The organism is Streptomyces sp. NBC_01716 (genome assembly GCF_036248275.1).
Taxonomy (GTDB): Bacteria; Actinomycetota; Actinomycetes; order Streptomycetales; family Streptomycetaceae; genus Streptomyces.
The window spans coordinates 3,263,250-3,280,743 of the sequence record NZ_CP109181.1; the positions used below are offsets into that span (position 1 = coordinate 3,263,250).

The 17,494-nt window shown below is 70.3% G+C and carries 17 protein-coding genes; 10 read left to right on the plus strand and 7 right to left on the minus strand.

Features of this window, described 5'->3' with window-relative positions; genetic code table 11:
* Nucleotides 1–226 precede the first annotated feature (226 nt).
* Both OIE74_RS14115 and OIE74_RS14120 read left to right on the plus strand, forming a co-directional pair.
* A complete protein-coding gene (locus tag OIE74_RS14115) occupies nucleotides 227–907 on the plus strand; it encodes a response regulator transcription factor (RefSeq protein WP_329392290.1) in 681 nt (226 codons plus the stop codon).
* Nucleotides 904–2,355, plus strand: coding sequence for a sensor histidine kinase (locus tag OIE74_RS14120; RefSeq protein ID WP_329382788.1), 1,452 nt, complete (start codon nucleotides 904–906; stop codon nucleotides 2,353–2,355). Before OIE74_RS14115 ends, OIE74_RS14120 begins: the two co-directional genes overlap by 4 nt.
* 60 nt (nucleotides 2,356–2,415) lie before the next feature.
* On the opposite strand, the gene OIE74_RS14125 is transcribed toward OIE74_RS14120, so the two are convergent.
* Together OIE74_RS14125 and OIE74_RS14130 are read right to left on the minus strand one after the other, a co-directional pair.
* Complete coding sequence (locus tag OIE74_RS14125) at nucleotides 2,416–3,696, minus strand: metallophosphoesterase (RefSeq protein WP_329392291.1); 1,281 nt, start codon at nucleotides 3,694–3,696, stop codon at nucleotides 2,416–2,418.
* A gap of 22 nt (nucleotides 3,697–3,718) precedes the next feature.
* Complete coding sequence (locus OIE74_RS14130; protein ID WP_189107532.1) at nucleotides 3,719–4,009, minus strand: SCO4848 family membrane protein; 291 nt, start codon at nucleotides 4,007–4,009, stop codon at nucleotides 3,719–3,721.
* Between the two features lie 181 nt (nucleotides 4,010–4,190).
* Between OIE74_RS14130 and OIE74_RS14135 the strand changes: the two genes are divergently transcribed.
* Nucleotides 4,191–5,489, plus strand: a complete 1,299-nt coding sequence (locus OIE74_RS14135; RefSeq protein ID WP_329382793.1) for a D-alanyl-D-alanine carboxypeptidase family protein — start codon at nucleotides 4,191–4,193, stop codon at nucleotides 5,487–5,489.
* On the opposite strand, the gene OIE74_RS14140 is transcribed toward OIE74_RS14135, so the two are convergent.
* A complete protein-coding gene (locus OIE74_RS14140; protein WP_329382796.1) occupies nucleotides 5,467–6,435 on the minus strand; it encodes a YihY/virulence factor BrkB family protein in 969 nt (322 codons plus the stop codon). The two genes, OIE74_RS14135 and OIE74_RS14140, sit on opposite strands and share 23 nt — an antisense overlap.
* Before the next feature lie 166 nt (nucleotides 6,436–6,601).
* On the opposite strand from OIE74_RS14140, the gene OIE74_RS14145 reads away from it, so the two are divergent.
* Both OIE74_RS14145 and OIE74_RS14150 read left to right on the plus strand, forming a co-directional pair.
* A complete protein-coding gene (locus OIE74_RS14145) occupies nucleotides 6,602–8,023 on the plus strand; it encodes an FAD-binding oxidoreductase (protein WP_329382799.1) in 1,422 nt (473 codons plus the stop codon).
* Nucleotides 8,024–8,115: 92 nt separating this feature from the next.
* Nucleotides 8,116–8,871 carry a decaprenylphospho-beta-D-erythro-pentofuranosid-2-ulose 2-reductase gene (locus tag OIE74_RS14150; RefSeq protein WP_329382802.1) on the plus strand — a complete coding sequence of 252 codons (756 nt, stop codon included), beginning with the start codon at nucleotides 8,116–8,118 and terminating at the stop codon, nucleotides 8,869–8,871.
* A gap of 24 nt (nucleotides 8,872–8,895) precedes the next feature.
* On the opposite strand, the gene OIE74_RS14155 is transcribed toward OIE74_RS14150, so the two are convergent.
* Complete coding sequence (locus OIE74_RS14155) at nucleotides 8,896–9,492, minus strand: 2'-5' RNA ligase family protein (RefSeq protein WP_329382805.1); 597 nt, start codon at nucleotides 9,490–9,492, stop codon at nucleotides 8,896–8,898.
* 227 nt (nucleotides 9,493–9,719) lie between these two features.
* Complete coding sequence (gene trpS, locus OIE74_RS14160; RefSeq protein ID WP_443076110.1) at nucleotides 9,720–10,739, minus strand: tryptophan--tRNA ligase; 1,020 nt, start codon at nucleotides 10,737–10,739, stop codon at nucleotides 9,720–9,722.
* Nucleotides 10,740–10,978: 239 nt separating this feature from the next.
* Here trpS and rocD point away from each other — a divergent pair, with 239 nt between their 5' ends.
* Nucleotides 10,979–12,184, plus strand: a complete 1,206-nt coding sequence (rocD, locus tag OIE74_RS14165; RefSeq protein WP_329382809.1) for an ornithine--oxo-acid transaminase — start codon at nucleotides 10,979–10,981, stop codon at nucleotides 12,182–12,184.
* Between the two features lie 67 nt (nucleotides 12,185–12,251).
* On the opposite strand, the gene OIE74_RS14170 is transcribed toward rocD, so the two are convergent.
* Together OIE74_RS14170 and OIE74_RS14175 are read right to left on the minus strand one after the other, a co-directional pair.
* Entirely contained in the window at nucleotides 12,252–13,433 is a 1,182-nt protein-coding gene (locus OIE74_RS14170; RefSeq protein ID WP_329392292.1) for a glutathionylspermidine synthase family protein, read from the minus strand.
* A gap of 21 nt (nucleotides 13,434–13,454) precedes the next feature.
* Complete coding sequence (locus OIE74_RS14175; protein WP_329382812.1) at nucleotides 13,455–13,736, minus strand: hypothetical protein; 282 nt, start codon at nucleotides 13,734–13,736, stop codon at nucleotides 13,455–13,457.
* Nucleotides 13,737–13,867: 131 nt separating this feature from the next.
* Here OIE74_RS14175 and OIE74_RS14180 point away from each other — a divergent pair, with 131 nt between their 5' ends.
* The 4 genes from OIE74_RS14180 (at nucleotide 13,868) to OIE74_RS14195 (ending at nucleotide 17,490) form a co-directional block, all read left to right on the plus strand.
* Complete coding sequence (locus OIE74_RS14180; protein WP_329382814.1) at nucleotides 13,868–14,515, plus strand: CatB-related O-acetyltransferase; 648 nt, start codon at nucleotides 13,868–13,870, stop codon at nucleotides 14,513–14,515.
* 367 nt (nucleotides 14,516–14,882) lie between these two features.
* Nucleotides 14,883–15,686, plus strand: coding sequence for a DUF1996 domain-containing protein (locus tag OIE74_RS14185; protein WP_329392293.1), 804 nt, complete (start codon nucleotides 14,883–14,885; stop codon nucleotides 15,684–15,686).
* Between the two features lie 110 nt (nucleotides 15,687–15,796).
* On the plus strand, nucleotides 15,797–16,366 hold the full coding sequence (locus OIE74_RS14190) for a DUF305 domain-containing protein (protein WP_329382816.1): 570 nt from the start codon (nucleotides 15,797–15,799) through the stop codon (nucleotides 16,364–16,366).
* Nucleotides 16,367–16,440: 74 nt separating this feature from the next.
* A complete protein-coding gene (locus OIE74_RS14195; RefSeq protein WP_329382819.1) occupies nucleotides 16,441–17,490 on the plus strand; it encodes a LacI family DNA-binding transcriptional regulator in 1,050 nt (349 codons plus the stop codon).
* The last annotated feature ends 4 nt before the right edge of the window (nucleotides 17,491–17,494 follow it).

Below are 17,494 nucleotides of genomic sequence, written 5' to 3' on the forward strand. Positions count from 1 at the left end.
GGCCGGCCGCTTCGGACAGCTCCAGAATCGGGGGGCGGCACGGGCGGGGGCCGGGTCGGCGGCCCGACTCTCAAGGAACTCCAAGACGGCGCCCGGCGATCGGAACGGGCGGCGTACGGATACTGGTGCCATGACGGATCCAGCCCAGACGGATGCCGGCGCGGCGGACGGTGGCACAAGAGACGGCGGCTCGCCGGACGGCGGCTCGCCGGACCCGGCGGCCACCGTGCTGCTCGTCGAGGACGAGCCGAGCATCGCCGACGTCCTGACCATCGCGCTGCGCTACCACCGGTTCGAGGTGGTGGTGGCGGGCTCGGTACGGGAGGCGGCCGAGGCCGTACGTCGCACGCGCCCCGACGTGGCGCTGCTCGACGTGATGCTCCCGGACGGCGACGGCCGCGACATCGCCCGCCAACTGCGGCTCTCCCGCCCGGAGATGGCGGTCGTCTTCCTCACGGCGCGGGACGCGCCCGCGGAGATCGTCGGCGGGCTGTCGCTCGGCGACGACTACATCACCAAGCCGTTCAACGTGGACGAGGTGGTCGCCCGGGTCCGCGCGGTGCTGCGCAGGACCCTGCCCGGCGACCGGATCGCGGTACGGCCGCCGCTGCGGTACGGCGATCTGGAGCTGGACGAGGCGACGTACACGGTGCGCAGGGCGGGGCGCGCGGTGGATCTGACCCCGACCGAGTACGCGCTGCTGAGGTTCCTGGTGCGCAACGCGGGTGCGGTGGTGACCAAGGAGCAGTTGCTGCGGCATGTGTGGCGGTACGAGCACGCGGCGGAGTCCACGGTGGTGGAGACCTACATCAGCTATCTGCGGCGCAAACTCGACCGGTACGGGCCGCCGTTGATCATGACGAGACGCGGGGTGGGCTACGGTCTCGCGAGCCCGGGTGCGTCGTGACGGGGCTTGGGGGGACTGCCCGGACCGGCCGTACGCATTCGCTGCGTACGAAGCTGACGCTGATCAATGTGGTGCTGCTCGCTCTGGGGATCACGATAGCGACGGCGGTCAGCCTCTTCGGTCTGCGGCACTATCTGCTCCAGGCCATCGACTCCGAACTGACCATGTCCCGCGACGGGCTGGAGCGTACGGAGTTGACGGTCAGTCAGATCGAGTCGCTGAGCTCGCTCGCGACGATAGTGGAGAACATATCCCCGCGCCGGTCGGGCACGGGCATGCTGCCGGCCCCCGACTCGCTCTTCGTCCTCATCGACGCGGAGCGCCGGCCGATCAACTTCGCCGGGATCGAGGTGACCGAGCGGCAGCGCCAACTGGCGTGGGCGGTCACCGATCCGACGGCACTGAGCCGGGAGGCCGGCGTCCGCGACGTGATGGTGGACGGCGAGCCGTACCGGGTGGTGGGGGCCCATCTCAGCGACGGTTCGACCGTACTGATGTCGACGTCCACGAAGGCGGTGCGGGAGAGCCTCTTTCTGGCGCTGAAGTTCGACACCGCGATCGGCGGTCTGCTGCTGGTGCTGCTCGCCCTGATCACGTTGATGGGCGCGAACCGTACGCTGCGGCCGCTCGGGGACATGGTCGAGACGGCGACGGCCATCGCCGAGGGCGACCTGACCCGCCGGGTCCCGGGCCGGCGCGACCCGGTCACCGAGATCGAGCAGCTGCGGCTCGCCCTCAACTCCATGCTCCAGCAGGTCGAGTCGGCGTACGTGACGCGCGAGCGCAGCGAGACGCAGCTGCGGCGGTTCGTCGCGGACGCGTCGCACGAGCTGCGTACGCCGCTGTCCGCGATCCGCGGCTACCTCCAGCTGTACGAGAAGGGCATGCTCGCCGAACCGGCGGAACGCACCCGCGCGCTCGCCAGGATGACCGGCGAGGCGGACCGGATGGGCCGGCTCGTCGACGAACTGCTCACCCTGGCAAGGCTGGACCAGCGGCCGGTGCTGCGGCTGCGCCCGGTGGACCTGAGCCGGCTGGTCCGCGACGCGGCGGACGACCTGCGTGCGCAGCAGCCCGACCGGCCGCTCGACGTGGCGGCGGCGGGCTCGGTGCTGGTCCAGGCGGACGAGTCAGGGCTGCGGCAGGTCATCGGCAACCTGCTGGCGAACATCCGCACCCACACACCGCCCGAAGCCCCCGTCCGGGTGGAACTGGGCCGCTCGGACGAGGGCGTGGTCCGGCTGTGCGTCTCCGACGACGGCCCGGGGATGGCCCACGAGGACGCGGACCGGATATTCGACCGCTTCTTCCGGGCGGGCGGTGGCGGCGCGGGCAGCGGCCTCGGCATGTCGATCGTCCACGCGGTGGTGCGCTCCCACGGCGGCGAGGTCTCGATCCGAACGTCCCCGGGAACGGGCCTGGCGGTGACGGTGACACTGCCGAGATGACGTGCGGGGCCCGCCGCCCTTCCCCGTACGCCGTCCCGGTCTCCGTGTCCCGCCGGCTGTTCAGGCCTGGCGGGAGGCGAGTTGGACGACCGTGACGTCCGAGGGGGCGCCGACCCGTACCGGCGGGCCCCACGCGCCCGCCCCGCGTGTCACGTAGAGCGACGTGTCGCCGTACTGCTCAAGGCCCGCCAGGGTCGGGTTGGCGGCCTGGGCGATGTAGGTCGCCGGCCACATCTGGCCGCCGTGCGTGTGACCCGACAGTTGCAGGTCGACGCCGTGCTTCACCGCGTCGTGGATGACGACGGGCTGGTGCGCGAGCAGCACCGACGCGCGCGCCGGGTCGCGTCCGCCGAGCGCCTTCTTGAAGTCCGGGCCCTCGCCCTCCTCCTCGCCCGCGATGTCGTTGACGCCCGCCAGATCGAATCCGGCGATCTCCACGCGGGCGTTCTCCAGCGGGTGCACGCCCAACTCGCGTACGTGGTCGACCCATTCGCCCGCGTCACCGAAGTACTCGTGGTTACCGGTGACGAAGTACGACCCGTGCCGCGCCGTCAGCTGGGCCAGCGGCTCGGCCGCCGAGCCCAGGTCGGCGACGGTCCCGTCGACCAGGTCGCCGACGATCGTGATGAGGTCGGGGTTGGTGGAGTTGATGGTGTCCACGACACGCTGCGCGTGGGCCCGGCCCAGCAGCGGGCTGAGGTGGATGTCGCTGACGACGGCGATCCGGTAGCCGTGCGCGGCGCGCGGCAGCTTCGCGAGCGGGACCGTGACGCGCTTGACGGTGGGGCCGCGCAGTACGTTCGCCGTGCCATACCCGACGGTGGCGAGCGCGGCGGCGGCAGCGGCGCCGCCGACGACGCGGGAGACGAAGAGCCGCCGGGAGGGATCGGCGGCCTGGGCGGCCGGAGCGGTGTCGGTACCCGGGCCGGCCGGGGTGCCCGCCCCGGCGCCCGCGCCCACGGTCACCGGCTCCTCGGCGGGCGCGGGCTCGGTGGCCGTCGCCGTACCCCCCGCGGCTGCGGCCCGACGGTCGAGCACCCGGCTCAGCAGCGGCCGTACGGCTTCGCCCACCAGCAGCGCCAGCAGCAGATACATCAGCATCGCCAGCCACATGTACGCGGGCCAGCCGAGGATCTGCTTCAGGGAGAACGGCAACGCCTCGCCCCGGCCCAACCCCACACCGGCGACGGTCAGGACCGGCAGCAGGACCAGCACGGCGGTGCCGACCTTGCGGGCCGTACCCCCCGCGGCCGTCGTGTCGCGGACCAGGCGCCGCCATATGTAGTAATGCGCGCCCGCCACCAATGTGACAGCGACAAGCGCCATCAGGACTACCACCACGATCACGAGCCGATTCCCCTTTTTATCCCTGTCGCTGTCTCTGTACTACGTGCTCGTCACCGCGTTCGTTCCTCAACTCGCCGCGCCAGGCGCGGACTCCACGGAACCCCACCGCCCCCACCCCCGTCCCCAGAAGAAAGGACGTGATGGCGAGCAGCAGATGCACCCAGAAGTAACCCGTGGGGTCACCGGCGTCGTCGAAGGCGAGTCCGCTGCCGTCCTGCCACAGATTTTTGACGAAAGTGATCCAGATGAACCAGCTCCACACCCCGAAGGCGAGCAGGAACCAGGACACGGGGCGGCTGAGCTTCATGAATCCAGTATCGCCGGAGCCCTCCCCACCGCTTCGCCGGGGGCGGCCCGGCCGGGAGGGCGGCGAGGCCGCCGGAACGGTGCCACGCGGGTGGCCGGAAAGTGCTCTGTCCCAGCGGTGGAGGCGGCCGGTCCGCCCGCCGGTGTTCGGATCACCCGTCAGGCCATGTACGTTTTCGACCGTGTCCGCACTGAGAAAGACCGCCTTGACGGTCCTTGCCGCCGCGTTGCTGCCCGTTCTGACCGCCGCGCCCGTTCTGGCGGACGACGCGAACGACGCGAACACGGAGAAGTCCGAGGACAAGCAGCCGAAGCCGCCGGCGGCGATGTCGACGGTCGGCGGCACTCTCCTCGGCAAACCCGGCACCCAGGTGAATCTCGCCCCCGGCGTGCCCGTGCTGCCGAAGAAGCTGACCGGCAGGTCCTGGATCGTCGCGGACGCCGAGAGCGGCGATGTCCTCGCCTCGCACAACGCGCACTGGCGGCTGCCGCCCGCTTCGACGCTCAAGATGCTGTTCGCGGACACGGTCCTGCCCGTGCTGCCGAAGACCGAGTCCCACAAAGTGACGCCCGAGGACCTGGCCGGCATCGGCGAGGGCAGCAGTCTGGTCGGCGTGAAGGAGAACAGCACGTACACCGTCCACGACCTGTGGATGGGTGTCTTCCTGCGCTCGGGCAACGACGCGGTGCATGTGCTGTCCCAGATGAACGGCGGCGTCGGCAAGACGGTCGCCGACATGAACAAGCACGCGGCCGAACTGAAGGCGCTCGACACGAATGTCGTCTCGCCGGACGGTTACGACGAGAAGGGGCAGGTCTCCAGCGCGTACGACCTCACCCTGATCGCCCGCTCCGGGCTGCAGAAGAAGGACTTCCGGGAGTACTCGTCGACGGTCCGGGTGCAGTTCCCCGGCGAGGAGAAGAAGCCGAAGAAGGGCAAGAAGGCCCCGAAGCGGGAGACGTTCGAGATCCAGAACACCAACCGGCTGCTGACCGGGGACTCCGGCCTCGACCCGTACAAAGGGATCGCCGGGGTCAAGAACGGCAACACCACCAACGCGGGGTCGACCTTCACCGGTGTCGCCGAGCGCGACGGCAGGGTCCTGCTGGTGACGGTCATGAACCCGTCCGAGGAGGAGGGTCTTGCGGTCTACCAGGAGACGGCCAGGCTGCTGGACTGGGGCTTCACCGCCGCCGGAAAGGTCGAACCGATCGGCGAGCTGGTGAAGCCCGGAACGGCCGACGGCGGCTCCGACAAGGAGGCTGTCGGGGACGACTCGGGCGACAAGAGCGAGGCCGGGGGCAGCGGCGGTACGGACCAGGCCGGGCTCGGCGACAAGGCTTCCGCGTCGGGGTCCAGCGGCATGGGAATCGCGGTGGCCATCGCGGGCGGCGCGCTGCTGCTGCTGGCGGCGGCCGTGTTCCTGGTCAACCGCCGCTGGCCACTGCCGGACCTGGTCAAGCGCCTGCCGGGCCGCTAGGGCGTATACGCGTCGCGCCGGGCGGCGGGAAGCCTCCCGCACTCGGCGCGTCCGCCGCTCCGTCCGGCGGTCCCGTCGGCTGCTCGTCCCCGCTCGGGTGGCTCGGTGTCGCCGTCCAGGCCGCGCAGAACAGCGTCAGCTTCGCCGTGAAGTTGATCCACAGCAGCAGCGCGACGGGCACCCCGAACGCGCCGTACATGCTCTTGCCCGCGACGTCCCGCACATAGCCGCCCAGCAGCAGCTTGAGCGCTTCGAAGCCGAGCGCGCCGATGACGGCCGCGACGATCAGCCGGCGCCGCGGCGGCCGTACGCCGGGCATCAGCGTCAGTACGTACAGCAGGATCAGGAAGGCCGCCGCGGCGGCGAGCGCGATCGCCGCGATCTGGAGGAGGACATCGCCCACGCCGTCCTCCTTGATACCGAGCTGACGGGCGGTCCAGCTGACGGCCGTGGAGCCGAGGGCCGACGCGCCGATCGAGACGAGACCGGTGACGCCCAGGCCGACGAGGATGATCGTGTCCTTGCCCTTCTGCAGGAAGGGGTTGCCCTCGTTCACGTCGTCCAGCTCCCAGACGGCGCGCAGACACCCCCGCACCTGGCCGACCCAGCTGACGCCGGTGAACAGCAGCAGGGCACCGGCCACCAGCCCCACCGTTCCCGCGTTCTGGACCAGTGAGTTGATGTCCAGCTGGTCGGAGATACCGGGTACCTGCTCGGTGATGTTGTGCTTGAGACGGTCGAGCTCGTCCGTGCTCAGCAGCGCGGCCCCGATCGCCGCGCCGACGGTGATCAGCGGGAAGAGCGCCAGGAAGCTGATGAAGGTGATCGCCGCCGCGAGCCTGGTCCAGTGGGTGCGTTCGAGGGTCTCGAAGGAACGCCAGGCGTGGGTCAGCATCAGCCCGGCCACGAGGGGGCCGACGACGGGGAGTTTTTTCAGCCAGTCCATGACGGAGACCTGCCCTCGGATCGGAGAACCAACGGTCAGGTACCCCGAAAGCCGGTCCTCACGTCATCGTTCACCGACACCCACCCAACCACCCATTCATACGAGTACAGCGGCAAATACGGCTTACAACGCAAAGAATGACGTTTAGGGCGATACCGTCTCGACCATGCCTGCCGAGATCGCCGACCCTGTCACCGGCTGGGGCCGCACCGCCCCCACGGCCGCCGCCCGTCTCGTACGGCCGCGTTCTTATGAGGAGGCGGCCCGCGCCGTACGCGACTGCGGTACGCGCGGCGGCATCCCGCGCGGTCTCGGCCGCGCGTACGGCGACGCGGCGCAGAACGCGGGCGGCTCCCTCATCGACATGACCGCCCTGGACCGCGTCCTGTCCGTCGACGCCGAGGCCGGGATCGTCGAGTGCGAGGCGGGGATCAGCCTGCACCGGCTGATGGAAGTGCTGCTGCCGCTGGGCTGGTTCGTGCCGGTGACGCCCGGGACCCGTCATGTCACGGTCGGCGGGGCGATCGGCTCCGACGTCCACGGCAGGAACCACCAGGTGTCGGGCGCGTTCTCCCGCCACGTGCTCTCCCTGGACCTGCTCACCGCCGACGGCGACGTGACGACGGTCGTCCCCGGCACGCCCCTGTTCGACGCGACGGCGGGCGGCATGGGGCTGACGGGAGTGATCCTCAGCGCGACGTTCCGGCTGCACCCCGTCGAGACCTCCCTGATGTCCGTCGACACCGAACGCGCCACGGACCTCGACGATCTGATGGACCGTCTCACCACGTCCGGCCGGCACCACCGCTACTCGGTCGCCTGGATCGATCTGCTCGCCGGCGGCTCCTCCTTGGGACGCTCGGTCCTCACGCACGGCGAACACACGACACTTGACGCGCTGTCCGCGCATGCCGCGCGGGGACGCGGCGGCCTGGGCGGCTGGGGCGAGTGGGGCAGCCGCGGGGCGGCGGCCCGCGCCCGCAGACAGCCGCTCGCCTTCCGGCCCGGACAGCTGCCCGGCGCGCCCTCCTACGTAGCCCAGGGGCTGCTGGGGCGGACGGCGGCCGGGCTCTTCAACGAGCTCTGGTACCGCGGGGCGGGGCGCGCACGGACCGGTGAACTCCAGCGCATCTCGGCCTTCTTCCACCCGCTGGACGGAGTGCCGCACTGGAACCGTCTGTACGGACGCGGCGGCTTCGTCCGGTACCAGTTCGTCGTCGGACACGGCCAGGAGGAGGCGCTGATCCGGATCGTGCGGCGCATCGTCCGGCGCGGCTGTCCCGCCCCGCTCGCCGTACTCAAGCGGTTCGGCGCGGGCGATCCCGGCTGGCTCTCCTTCCCCATGGCCGGCTGGACCCTCTCCCTGGACGTCCCCGCCGACCGGACCGGTCTTGGGCCCTTCCTCGACGAGCTGGACGAGGACGTCGCCGCCGCCGGGGGCCGGGTCTGTCTCGCGAAGGACTCGCGGCTGCGGCCCGAACTGCTGGCCGCGATGTATCCGCGGCTGGACGAGTTCCGGGCGCTGCGGGCCGAACTCGACCCGCGCGCGGTCTTCGTCTCCGATCTCTCCCGCCGGCTCTCGATCTGACGCCCCGGGCCCCCGAATCCAGCCGGCCCTCCGACCCCACTGATCCGTCCGTGGCCCTCGCCCCGCACCCTCGCTGCAAGGAGCACCGCACCATGAAGGACGCCTTCGGCATTCCGCAGTCCCTGCTCGTCCTCGGCGGGACGTCCGAGATCGCGCTGGCCACGGCACGTCGGCTGATCGCGCGCCGTACGCGTACGGTCTGGCTGGCCGGCCGCGCCTCGGCCGCGCTCGACGCCGCCGCCGACCATCTCCGCGCCCAGGGCGCTGACGTCCGCACGGTCGACTTCGACGCGCTCGACCCGGCCTCGCACGCCGAGGTGCTGGGCAAGGTCTTCGCGGAGGGCGACATCGACATGACGCTGCTCGCCTTCGGCGTACTCGGCGACCAGGCGCACGACGAGGCGGATCCGGCCTCCGCCGTCAGGGTCGCGCAGACCAACTACACGGGGGCGGTCTCGGCCGGTCTGGTGTGCGCGGCGGCGATGCAGACGCAGGGGCACGGATCGCTGGTGGTGCTGTCGTCGGTGGCCGGTGAGCGGGCGCGGCGCGCCAATTTCATCTACGGGTCGAGCAAGGCGGGCCTGGACGCGTTCGCGCAGGGGCTCGGGGACGCGATGTACGGCACCGGGGTGCATGTGATGGTCGTGCGGCCCGGCTTCGTACGGACGAGGACGACGGCGGGGCGGGAGGAGACACCGCTGGCCACGACCCCGGAGGCGGTCGCTGTGGCCGTGGAGCTGGGGCTGCGGCGGCGCTCGGAGACGGTGTGGGTGCCGGGGGCGCTGCGGGTGGCGATGTCGCTGGTGAGGCATCTGCCGAGGTCGCTCTTCCGGCGGCTGCCGGTCTGACGGCCTTCTTCAGGAGGGCGCCGGCTACTGCCGCAGGGACGAGGTCGCGGGCAGATCGACGGGGGTGCTCTGCGAGGGCACTCCCGAGATCTCCGTACCGCCCCCGAAGGCGTACTCGTGCAGCATCCGCCACACGCCGTCGGCGCCCTGCTCGTAGAGCCCGAAGGACGCGCAGCTCCAGCGGGCGGTGTAATCGCCCAGCTCCTCGTACGCCCGGTCCATCGCCTCCTCGGAGATGCCGTGCGCCACGGTCACATGGGGGTGGTACGGGAACTGGAGCTCCCGCACCAGCGGCCCCGACGCGTCCCTGACCCGCTTCTGGAGCCAGGTGCACGCCGCGGCACCCTCGACGACCTGGACGAATACCACCGGCGACAGCGGGCGGAAGGTGCCCGTGCCGTAGAGCCGCATCGGGAAGGGGCGGCCCGCCGTGGCGACCGAGGCGAGGTGGGCCTCGATGGTGGGCAGCGTCGCGGCGTCGACCTCGGTCGGCGGCAGGAGCGTGACGTGGGTGGGAATGCCGTGCGCGGCGGGATCGCCGAAGCCCGCGCGGCGCTCCTGGAGCAGGCTGCCGTACGGCTCCGGGACCGCGATCGAAACGCCGAGCGTTACGGTCCCCACGTCGTTCTCCTCAGTCCTTGTGTGTGCGAGTGGTGCGTGCTGCGTGTGTCCTGCCCGGTGAGGCGGTGCCGCGTGGCCGATTCCGTCCCTGCGTCAGTGTGACGCTCGTACCGCCCGGCTGGCCAGGGTCCTTGGTCAGCAGTACGCGGGCGGCCCGGATGCGGTAAGGGGCCGGGCGTCCGACCGGGGCGGGCGGACCGGTCCCGGCCCGCCCGCCCCGGAGGGGTTCAGTGCTTGGCGGGCAGGAAGCCGATCCGGTCGTACGCCTGGGCGAGGGTCTCCGCGGCGACCGCGCGGGCCTTCTCCGCGCCGGCGGCCAGGATCGAGTCCAGCGTCTCGGGATCGTCCAGATATTCCTGGGTACGGCTCCGGAACGGTGTGACGAAGTCGACCATGACGTCGGCCAGGTCCACCTTCAGGGCGCCGTATCCCTTGCCCTCGTACCGCTGCTCAAGATCCGCGATGCCCGCGCCCGTGAGGGTGGAGTAGATCGTGAGGAGGTTGCTGATGCCCGGCTTGGCCTGCGCGTCGAAACGGATCTCGGTGCCCGTGTCGGTGACGGCGCTCTTGATCTTCTTCGCCGTGGCCTTGGGGTCGTCGAGCAGGTTGACCAGGCCCTTCGGCGTGGACGCGGACTTGCTCATCTTGATCGACGGGTCCTGGAGGTCGTAGATCTTCGCGACCTCCTTGACGATGTGCGGCTTCGGGATCGTGAACGTACTCCCGAAGCGGGTGTTGAACCGCTCGGCGAGGTCACGTGTCAGCTCGACGTGCTGGCGCTGGTCCTCGCCGACGGGGACCGAGTCCGCCTGGTAGAGCAGGATGTCGGCGACCTGGAGGATCGGATAGGTGAAGAGTCCGACGGTCGCGCGGTCGGCGCCCTGCTTCGCCGACTTGTCCTTGAACTGCGTCATCCGGGAGGCCTCGCCGAAGCCCGTCAGACAGTTCATCACCCAGCCGAGCTGGGCGTGTTCGGGTACATGACTCTGGATGAACAGAGTGCAGCGCTGGGGGTCGAGGCCGGCGGCGAGGAGCTGCGCGGCGGCGAGCCTGGTGTTGGCGCGCAGGTCGGCGGGTTCCTGCGGCATGGTGATCGCGTGCAGGTCCACGACCATGTAGAACGCGTCGTGGGTTTCTTGCAGCGCCACATACTGCCTGATCGCACCGAGGTAGTTCCCGAGATGGAACGAGCCTGCGGTGGGCTGGATACCGGAGAGCGCGCGAGGACGAGTGGCCATGCTGAACATTCTCTCAGGTGACGCCCTCAGGTCGGGAACGGATCTCCGGTGAGCGGTGTGTCAAAGGCGTGATCACACGGGAGGTGGCGTGGCCGCCGGACGCGTGATCCGACCGGCCCCGCTCCTGGGGTTGTCTCCCAGGCCACGCCGGGGGCAAGGTTTCTTCGTCCACACTGGCGAGTGACCATAGAAACAGGGGCATCACCCCGCCCCGACCGGATGGCTTGTCCCGACCGAACGGAGAACCCGTGGCGACAACGGAGAGTGCCATCGCCTCTGCGGAGGCGCACAGCGCGCACAACTACCACCCGCTGCCCGTCGTCGTCGCCTCGGCGGACGGCGCATGGATGACCGACGTCGAGGGACGCCGCTTCCTCGACATGCTCGCCGGCTACTCGGCGCTCAACTTCGGCCATGGCAACCGACGCCTGATCGACGCCGCCAAGGCCCAGCTGGAGCGGGTGACGCTCACCTCACGGGCGTTCCACCACGACCGGTTCGCCGACTTCTGCACTCAGCTCGCCGAGCTGTGCGGCATGGAGATGGTGCTGCCGATGAACACGGGCGCGGAGGCGGTGGAGACCGCCGTGAAGACGGCCCGCAAGTGGGGCTACCGGAGGAAGGGGGTGCCCGGCGGAACGGCCAAGATCATCGTCGCGGCGGACAACTTCCACGGGCGTACGACCACGATCATCAGCTTCTCCACCGACGAGGAGGCCCGCGCGGACTACGGGCCCTACACGCCGGGCTTCGAGATCGTTCCCTACGGGGATCTCGCCGCGCTCGACGCCGCCATGACGGACAACACCGTCGCCGTCCTGCTGGAGCCGATCCAGGGCGAGGCGGGGGTGCTGGTGCCGCCGCCGGGCTATCTCGCGGGTGTACGTGAGCTGACCCGGGCACGGAATGTGCTGTTCATCGCCGACGAGATCCAGTCCGGTCTGGGCCGGACCGGAAAGACCTTCGCCTCCGAGCACGAGGGCGTGGTGCCCGACATGTATGTGCTGGGCAAGGCGCTCGGCGGCGGGGTCGTGCCGGTGTCGGCCGTGGTGTCGTCGGCCGAGATCCTCGGGGTGTTCCGGCCCGGGGAGCACGGCTCGACGTTCGGCGGGAATCCGCTGGCGTGTGCGGTGGCCCTTGAGGTGATCGCGATGCTCCGCTCCGGTGAGTACCAGCAGCGGGCGGCGGAGCTTGGTGATCATCTCCACCATGAGCTGGGGCTGATGACGACCGGCGGCGCGGTGGAGCAGGTGCGCGGCCGGGGGCTCTGGGCGGGCGTGGACATCGCTCCGTCGTACGGCACGGGCCGGGAGATCTCCGAGAAGCTGATGGACCGGGGGGTGCTGGTGAAGGACACCCACGGGTCGACGATCCGGATCGCCCCGCCGCTGGTGATCAGCAAGGAGGACCTGGACTGGGGCCTGGACCAGCTGCGGGCGGTCCTGACCCGTTAGGGCATGTTTGAGAAGTCCCGTCCGGGCGATCTTCGCAGGGCTCGGAGAGAGATCGCCCGGACACGCCTCAGAGGATGACGTGCGGGAGGAAGCGGGCGTACTCGTCCGTGATCAGGCCCGACGATTCGCGGATCCCCAGGCCCGCCGCCTCGTTCTCGACGACCCAGGCGCCGAGTACGACGCGGTTGCCGTCGAAGTCGGGCAGTGGCGCCAACGCCTGGTAGCAGCAGGCCTCTTGGCGTACGACCGGGGCGTGGCCCGGCTCGTGGACGGTGACTCCGGCACCCTCGCGGCCGAGCAGGGGCTTGGAGACATAGCCCCCGTCGAGGGCGAGTTCACGCGGTCCGTCGAGGTAGGCGGGCAGCAGGTTCGGGTGGTCCGGGTAGAGCTCCCAGAGGATCGCCAGCAGCGCCTTGTTGGAGAGGAGCATCTTCCAGGCGGGCTCTATCCAGCAGGTGCTGCCGGTGCCGCCGCCGTTGTCGAGCGTGTCGATGACCTGGGGGCCGAAACGGTCCGTGGTCAGCCACTCCCACGGATACAGCTTGAAGCAGCTGCGGATGAAACGCAGCCGCTCGTCGACGAAACGGCCGGTCAGCTTGTCCCAGCCGATCTGTTCGACGGACAGCGCCTCGGTGTCGAGGCCTGCCTGCTGGGCCGTCTCGCGGAGATAGGCGACGGTCATCAGGTCCTCGCCCAGCTCGTCGCCGTCGGAGTGGGCGAAGTGCAGGGGGCCAGGGGGAAGGAGATGGGCCTGGCGGCGCCAGGCCTCGACGAGCCGTTCGTGGAGGGAGTTCCACTGGTCGGCGCCGGGGAAGCGTTCCTCCATCCAGAACCACTGGGGGCTGGCGGCCTCGACCAGGGAAGTGGGGGTGTCGGCGTTGTACTCCAGCATCTTGGCCGGGCCGGTGCCGTCGTAGCGGAGGTCGAACCGGCCGTAGATGGAGGGCAGTTCGTCCCTGCGGTGCCAGGACTCGGCGACCAGCGCGGCCACTCGGGGGTCGGTGATCCCGAGATCGGCGAAGCGGTGGTGTTCGACGATGTGCCCGGCGGCGGCGAGGCACATCGCGTGCAACTCCTCGACCACGACTTCGAGGGCCTCGACCTCGGGGAGGGAGAAGACGTAGTAGGCGCTCTCGTCCCAGTACGGACGCAGGGAGTCGTCCGGGTAGCGGGTGAGCGGATAGACGAGACCCTGCTCCTCGACGGTCTGCTGCCAGCCGGGGCGCGGCTCCATGGTCCGGCGTTCCATCATGGCGCGGCCGACGCCCGCTCAGCCGCCGCCGGTGCCCGAGCAGCCGAAGCCGCCCCGGTCGACCGCCGACTTGTCGAAACTGCCGTCGTGGACACGGCCCTTGGTGCTCTTGCCGCCGTAGTAGTACGCGCCGGTGCCGGTGCTGTCGCAGTCGGACTTGGACAGTTCCTCATAGGTGTTCCGGTCGGCGCAGCGCCGGTCCGGTTCCGAACCACAGGAAGTTATCGTCAGTGCGAGTATCCCCATGCCGCCGAGCACCACCGTGCTCGACCGCAGCCTGCGTTGTTTAGTTGCCGCCATGGCGCGCTGTCCTCCCCCGTCTGCGGGCCGATCCTTCGACCCGTCAGTCCCGTGCTCGCCGCACACCTTAGATGGCTGGCATCCGCACGGAACAGGGCGGTCCCTGAACTCTCCTCAACTACATTCCTTTCATGCCATCCGCACCCGGCCGCCCCGCCGATCCGACCGTGCTCCACCCGATGCCCGGACAGTCGCGGGTGGTGCTGCTGAAACCGCTGATCACCTCCGAGTTGATCGAGGTCGGGGACTTCTCGTACTACGACGACCCGGACGAGCCGACGGCGTTCGAGACGCGGAACGTGCTGTACCACTACGGGCCGGAGAAGCTGGTCATCGGGAAGTACTGCGCGCTGGGCGAGGGGGTGCGGTTCATCATGAACGGCGCCAACCACCGTATGGACGGCCCGTCGACGTTCCCCTTCCCGATCATGGGCGGTTCGTGGAGCGAGCACTTCGATCTCATCACCGGACTGCCCGGCCGGGGTGACACGGTGGTGGGCAACGACGTCTGGTTCGGCTACCGCGGCATGGTGATGCCGGGTGTCCGGATCGGCCATGGAGCGGTGATCGCCTCGGGCGCGGTCGTCGTGGACGACGTACCGGACTACGGCATCGTCGGCGGCAATCCGGCCAGGCTCATCCGCCGCCGTTACGACGACGCGGACGTCCACCGGCTGCTGACGATCGCCTGGTGGGACTGGCCTCTCGACCACATCACCGCCCACCTGCGCACGATCATGTCGGGCAGCGTGGACGCGCTTGAGGCAGCCGCCCCGTAAGCCGGTCCGTAAGTCGGTCCGGCGCGTCCGGCAGCGGCCCATATCCCCCATTTCGGGCGGGCCGCACAAGAGAGCGCTCTCCAACTTCGATCACCACCAACTCCCTTTGGTTTGGCGCTACTTGACCGGCCCTGCCGCATCTATTGACACCCCTGCGGCCCGCTCTTACCTTCACGGCCAGAGAGCGCTCTCTGACACATCCAAGGAACTCCCCAATTCCTCCGATTGGAGTGCCGTGCTCCACAGACCCTCCCGCATCTCCTCCCGCGTCTCCTCCCCCACCCGTACCGGACGGCTGGCGTCCTGGCGCCGACGCGTCGTCGCCCTGGCCCTCGTCGCGCTCACCGCGTCGTTGCTCCAGGCCAACATGAGCAGCGCGAGCACCGGGTCCGACACCAAGGGCGCCGCCGTCGTCCGGGTGTCGGAATTCCTCGCCGAGTGCCCGTACAGCCACCGCCTCCCGGACGACCCGATCGTGTTCCCCGGGCTGCCCGGCGCCTCGCACATGCACAGCTTCTTCGGCAACGACACGACCAACGGCCGTTCCGACGTCAACAGTCTGGCGAACGGGCGCACCACCTGCTCGCCGCAGGAGGACCTCTCGTCGTACTGGGTACCGACCCTGTACGACGGCACGAAGGAGGTGGAGCCGACCGGCACCACCTTCTACTACCTGGGTGAAGGCGTACGCGACGACATCATCGCCCAGACGCAGCCGCTGCCGTACGGACTGCGGATCGTGGCGGGCAACGCCAAGGCGACCGGCCCCAACGACGACACGCGGGCGCGCTGGTCGTGTCTGCACCACGGCGAGGTCAACCCGTCGACCGACTTCGTCAACTGCCCCGCCGGCGCGATGCTGGAGTCGTATCTGGACTTCCCGCAGTGCTGGAACGGCCGTGACCTCGATTCGGCGGACCACAAGAGCCATATGTCGTACCCGGTGGCGGGCGCCTGCCCGTCGACCCACCCGGTGCCGGTGCCGAAGCTGCGGCAGGTGCTCAGGTATCCGGTCAACGGCGATCCGGCCCGCTTCTCGCTCGCGTCGGGCCGCGGCTACACGATGCACGGCGACTTCTTCAACGTCTGGCCCGTGGCGGAGATGGAGCGGCGCGTACGTGACTGCATCCGCCCGATCATCAAGTGCGGCGCCAACGGTCAGCCTTCCTGACCGGACAGACCTGAACGGACAGACCGGACCGATCAGTTCGGTGTCCGGCCGGGGCCGCACCGCGCCCCGGCCGGACACCGGCGCCCCTCTCCCCCACCCGAGGACTCTCCATGAAGGCGGTACGCGGTACGGCGGCGGCACTCCTCGCCCTTCTCGCGGTGACGGGCTGCTCGTCGTCCACCCCCACAGCGGCCCGGCAGGACCCGCCACCGGCCCCAACTCCCGTCGGCACACGCTCCGGTGCCACCGACGCCGCGTGGGTCCAGCTCATGACCCCCATGAACGAGGGCGCGGTCGAGCTTCTGACGATGGCCGCCGACCGCTCCACCGACCCCCGTCTGCGGAGCTGGGCGAAGGACCTGGCCGCCGCGCACCGCGCCGAACTCGGCCGTATGCGACCGCTGTTGAAGCAGCTGGGCCTCCCGGCCACGAACGTCCACGAGGGCCATGAGATGCCCGGCATGGTGACGCCCGGCGATCTCGCGCAGGCGCGGGCCGCCGAAGGCGCGGCCTTCGAGAAGGTTTTCGTGCTCCAGATCCGCGAACATCTGGAGCACTCCGCGCTCGTGTCCCGTTCCGAGGTCGACGCGGGCAGCGAAGCCGCGGCGAAGAAGCTCGCCGCCGCGCTCGTGGAGGCGAGGGAGGGCGAACTCGACGGTCTGAACCGCATCGCCGCGTAGTACGCCGCGCGGTACGGAATCCGGCCACCGAGGGCCCGCTCCGGGCGTCGAGTACCAACCGGTATAAAGACTGCATGACTGCCGACGCCTCCCCGCCCGCGCGCCCGACCCTGGAGGACGTGGCCGCCGTCGCAGGCGTCTCACGTGCCACGGTGTCCCGCGTGATCAACGGAGCGACGACGGTGGATCCCGCGCTGCGCACCGTGGTCGAGGAGGCCATCGCCACGACGCACTACGTCCCGAACCGCGCCGCGCGGTCGCTGGTGACCCGACGCACCGACTCGATCGCGCTGGTGGTCTCCGAGCAGGAACGGCGGCCGGTGGCCGAGCCGTTCGTGGGCCGGATGTTCTCGGACCCGTACTTCGGCCGGGTCGTGGGCGGGCTGCTGGACGTGCTGCGGCCGGCCGGTGTGCAGATGGTGCTGATGCTGGCGGACGACGCGGCCTCGCGCGACCAGTTGCTCTCGTATCTGCGCCAGGGCCATGTGGACGGCATCGTCCTGATCTCCTCGCACGCCGGTGATCCGCTGCCCCGGCTGGTCCACGAGACCCGGCTGCCCGCCGTCCTGGCGGGCCGGCCCGGACAGCCGTCACCGCTCACCTACGTCGAGGCCGACCAGGCGGCGGGCGCGCGGCTGGCCGCCGGGCATCTGGCGGGGCTCGGGCGGCGCAGGATCGGTACGGTCGCGGGGCCGCAGGACATGCCAGCGGGGCAGGAGCGGCTCGAAGGGTTCCGGGCGGCGATGGCCACGTACGGGATCGAGGACGTCGCGGTCGCGGAGGGCGACTTCACACACACGGGCGGCGCGGCGGCGATGCGGCGCCTGCTGGCCGAACACCCGGACCTGGACGGGGTGTTCATCGCCTCCGACCTGATGGCGCTGGGCGCGCTGCCGGTACTGCTCAGGGCGGGCAGACAGGTGCCCGACGAGGTGGCCGTGGTGGGCTTCGACGACAGCAACGCGGCGCTGACCTGCGATCCGGCGCTGACGACGGTACGTCAGCCGGTCGAGGAGATGTCCTCGGAGATGGCCAGGCTGCTGCTGAAGCAGATCGCCGCACCGGGCGGCCCGCTGCCGTCGATGATCTTCACGCCGACGCTGGTGGTGCGGGAGTCGGCGTAACGCT

Coding starts and splice junctions, on each gene's coding strand:
- OIE74_RS14175 (WP_329382812.1), bottom strand. CDS start 13,736: ATGGCGGCAACTAAACAACGCAGGCTGCGGTCGAGCACGGTGGTGCTC.
- trpS (WP_443076110.1), bottom strand. CDS start 10,739: ATGTTCAGCATGGCCACTCGTCCTCGCGCGCTCTCCGGTATCCAGCCC.
- OIE74_RS14190 (WP_329382816.1), top strand. CDS start 15,797: ATGAAGGCGGTACGCGGTACGGCGGCGGCACTCCTCGCCCTTCTCGCG.
- OIE74_RS14170 (WP_329392292.1), bottom strand. CDS start 13,433: ATGGAACGCCGGACCATGGAGCCGCGCCCCGGCTGGCAGCAGACCGTC.
- OIE74_RS14130 (WP_189107532.1), bottom strand. CDS start 4,009: ATGAAGCTCAGCCGCCCCGTGTCCTGGTTCCTGCTCGCCTTCGGGGTG.
- OIE74_RS14150 (WP_329382802.1), top strand. CDS start 8,116: ATGAAGGACGCCTTCGGCATTCCGCAGTCCCTGCTCGTCCTCGGCGGG.
- OIE74_RS14180 (WP_329382814.1), top strand. CDS start 13,868: ATGCCATCCGCACCCGGCCGCCCCGCCGATCCGACCGTGCTCCACCCG.
- OIE74_RS14195 (WP_329382819.1), top strand. CDS start 16,441: ATGACTGCCGACGCCTCCCCGCCCGCGCGCCCGACCCTGGAGGACGTG.
- OIE74_RS14185 (WP_329392293.1), top strand. CDS start 14,883: ATGAGCAGCGCGAGCACCGGGTCCGACACCAAGGGCGCCGCCGTCGTC.
- OIE74_RS14145 (WP_329382799.1), top strand. CDS start 6,602: ATGCCTGCCGAGATCGCCGACCCTGTCACCGGCTGGGGCCGCACCGCC.
- OIE74_RS14140 (WP_329382796.1), bottom strand. CDS start 6,435: ATGGACTGGCTGAAAAAACTCCCCGTCGTCGGCCCCCTCGTGGCCGGG.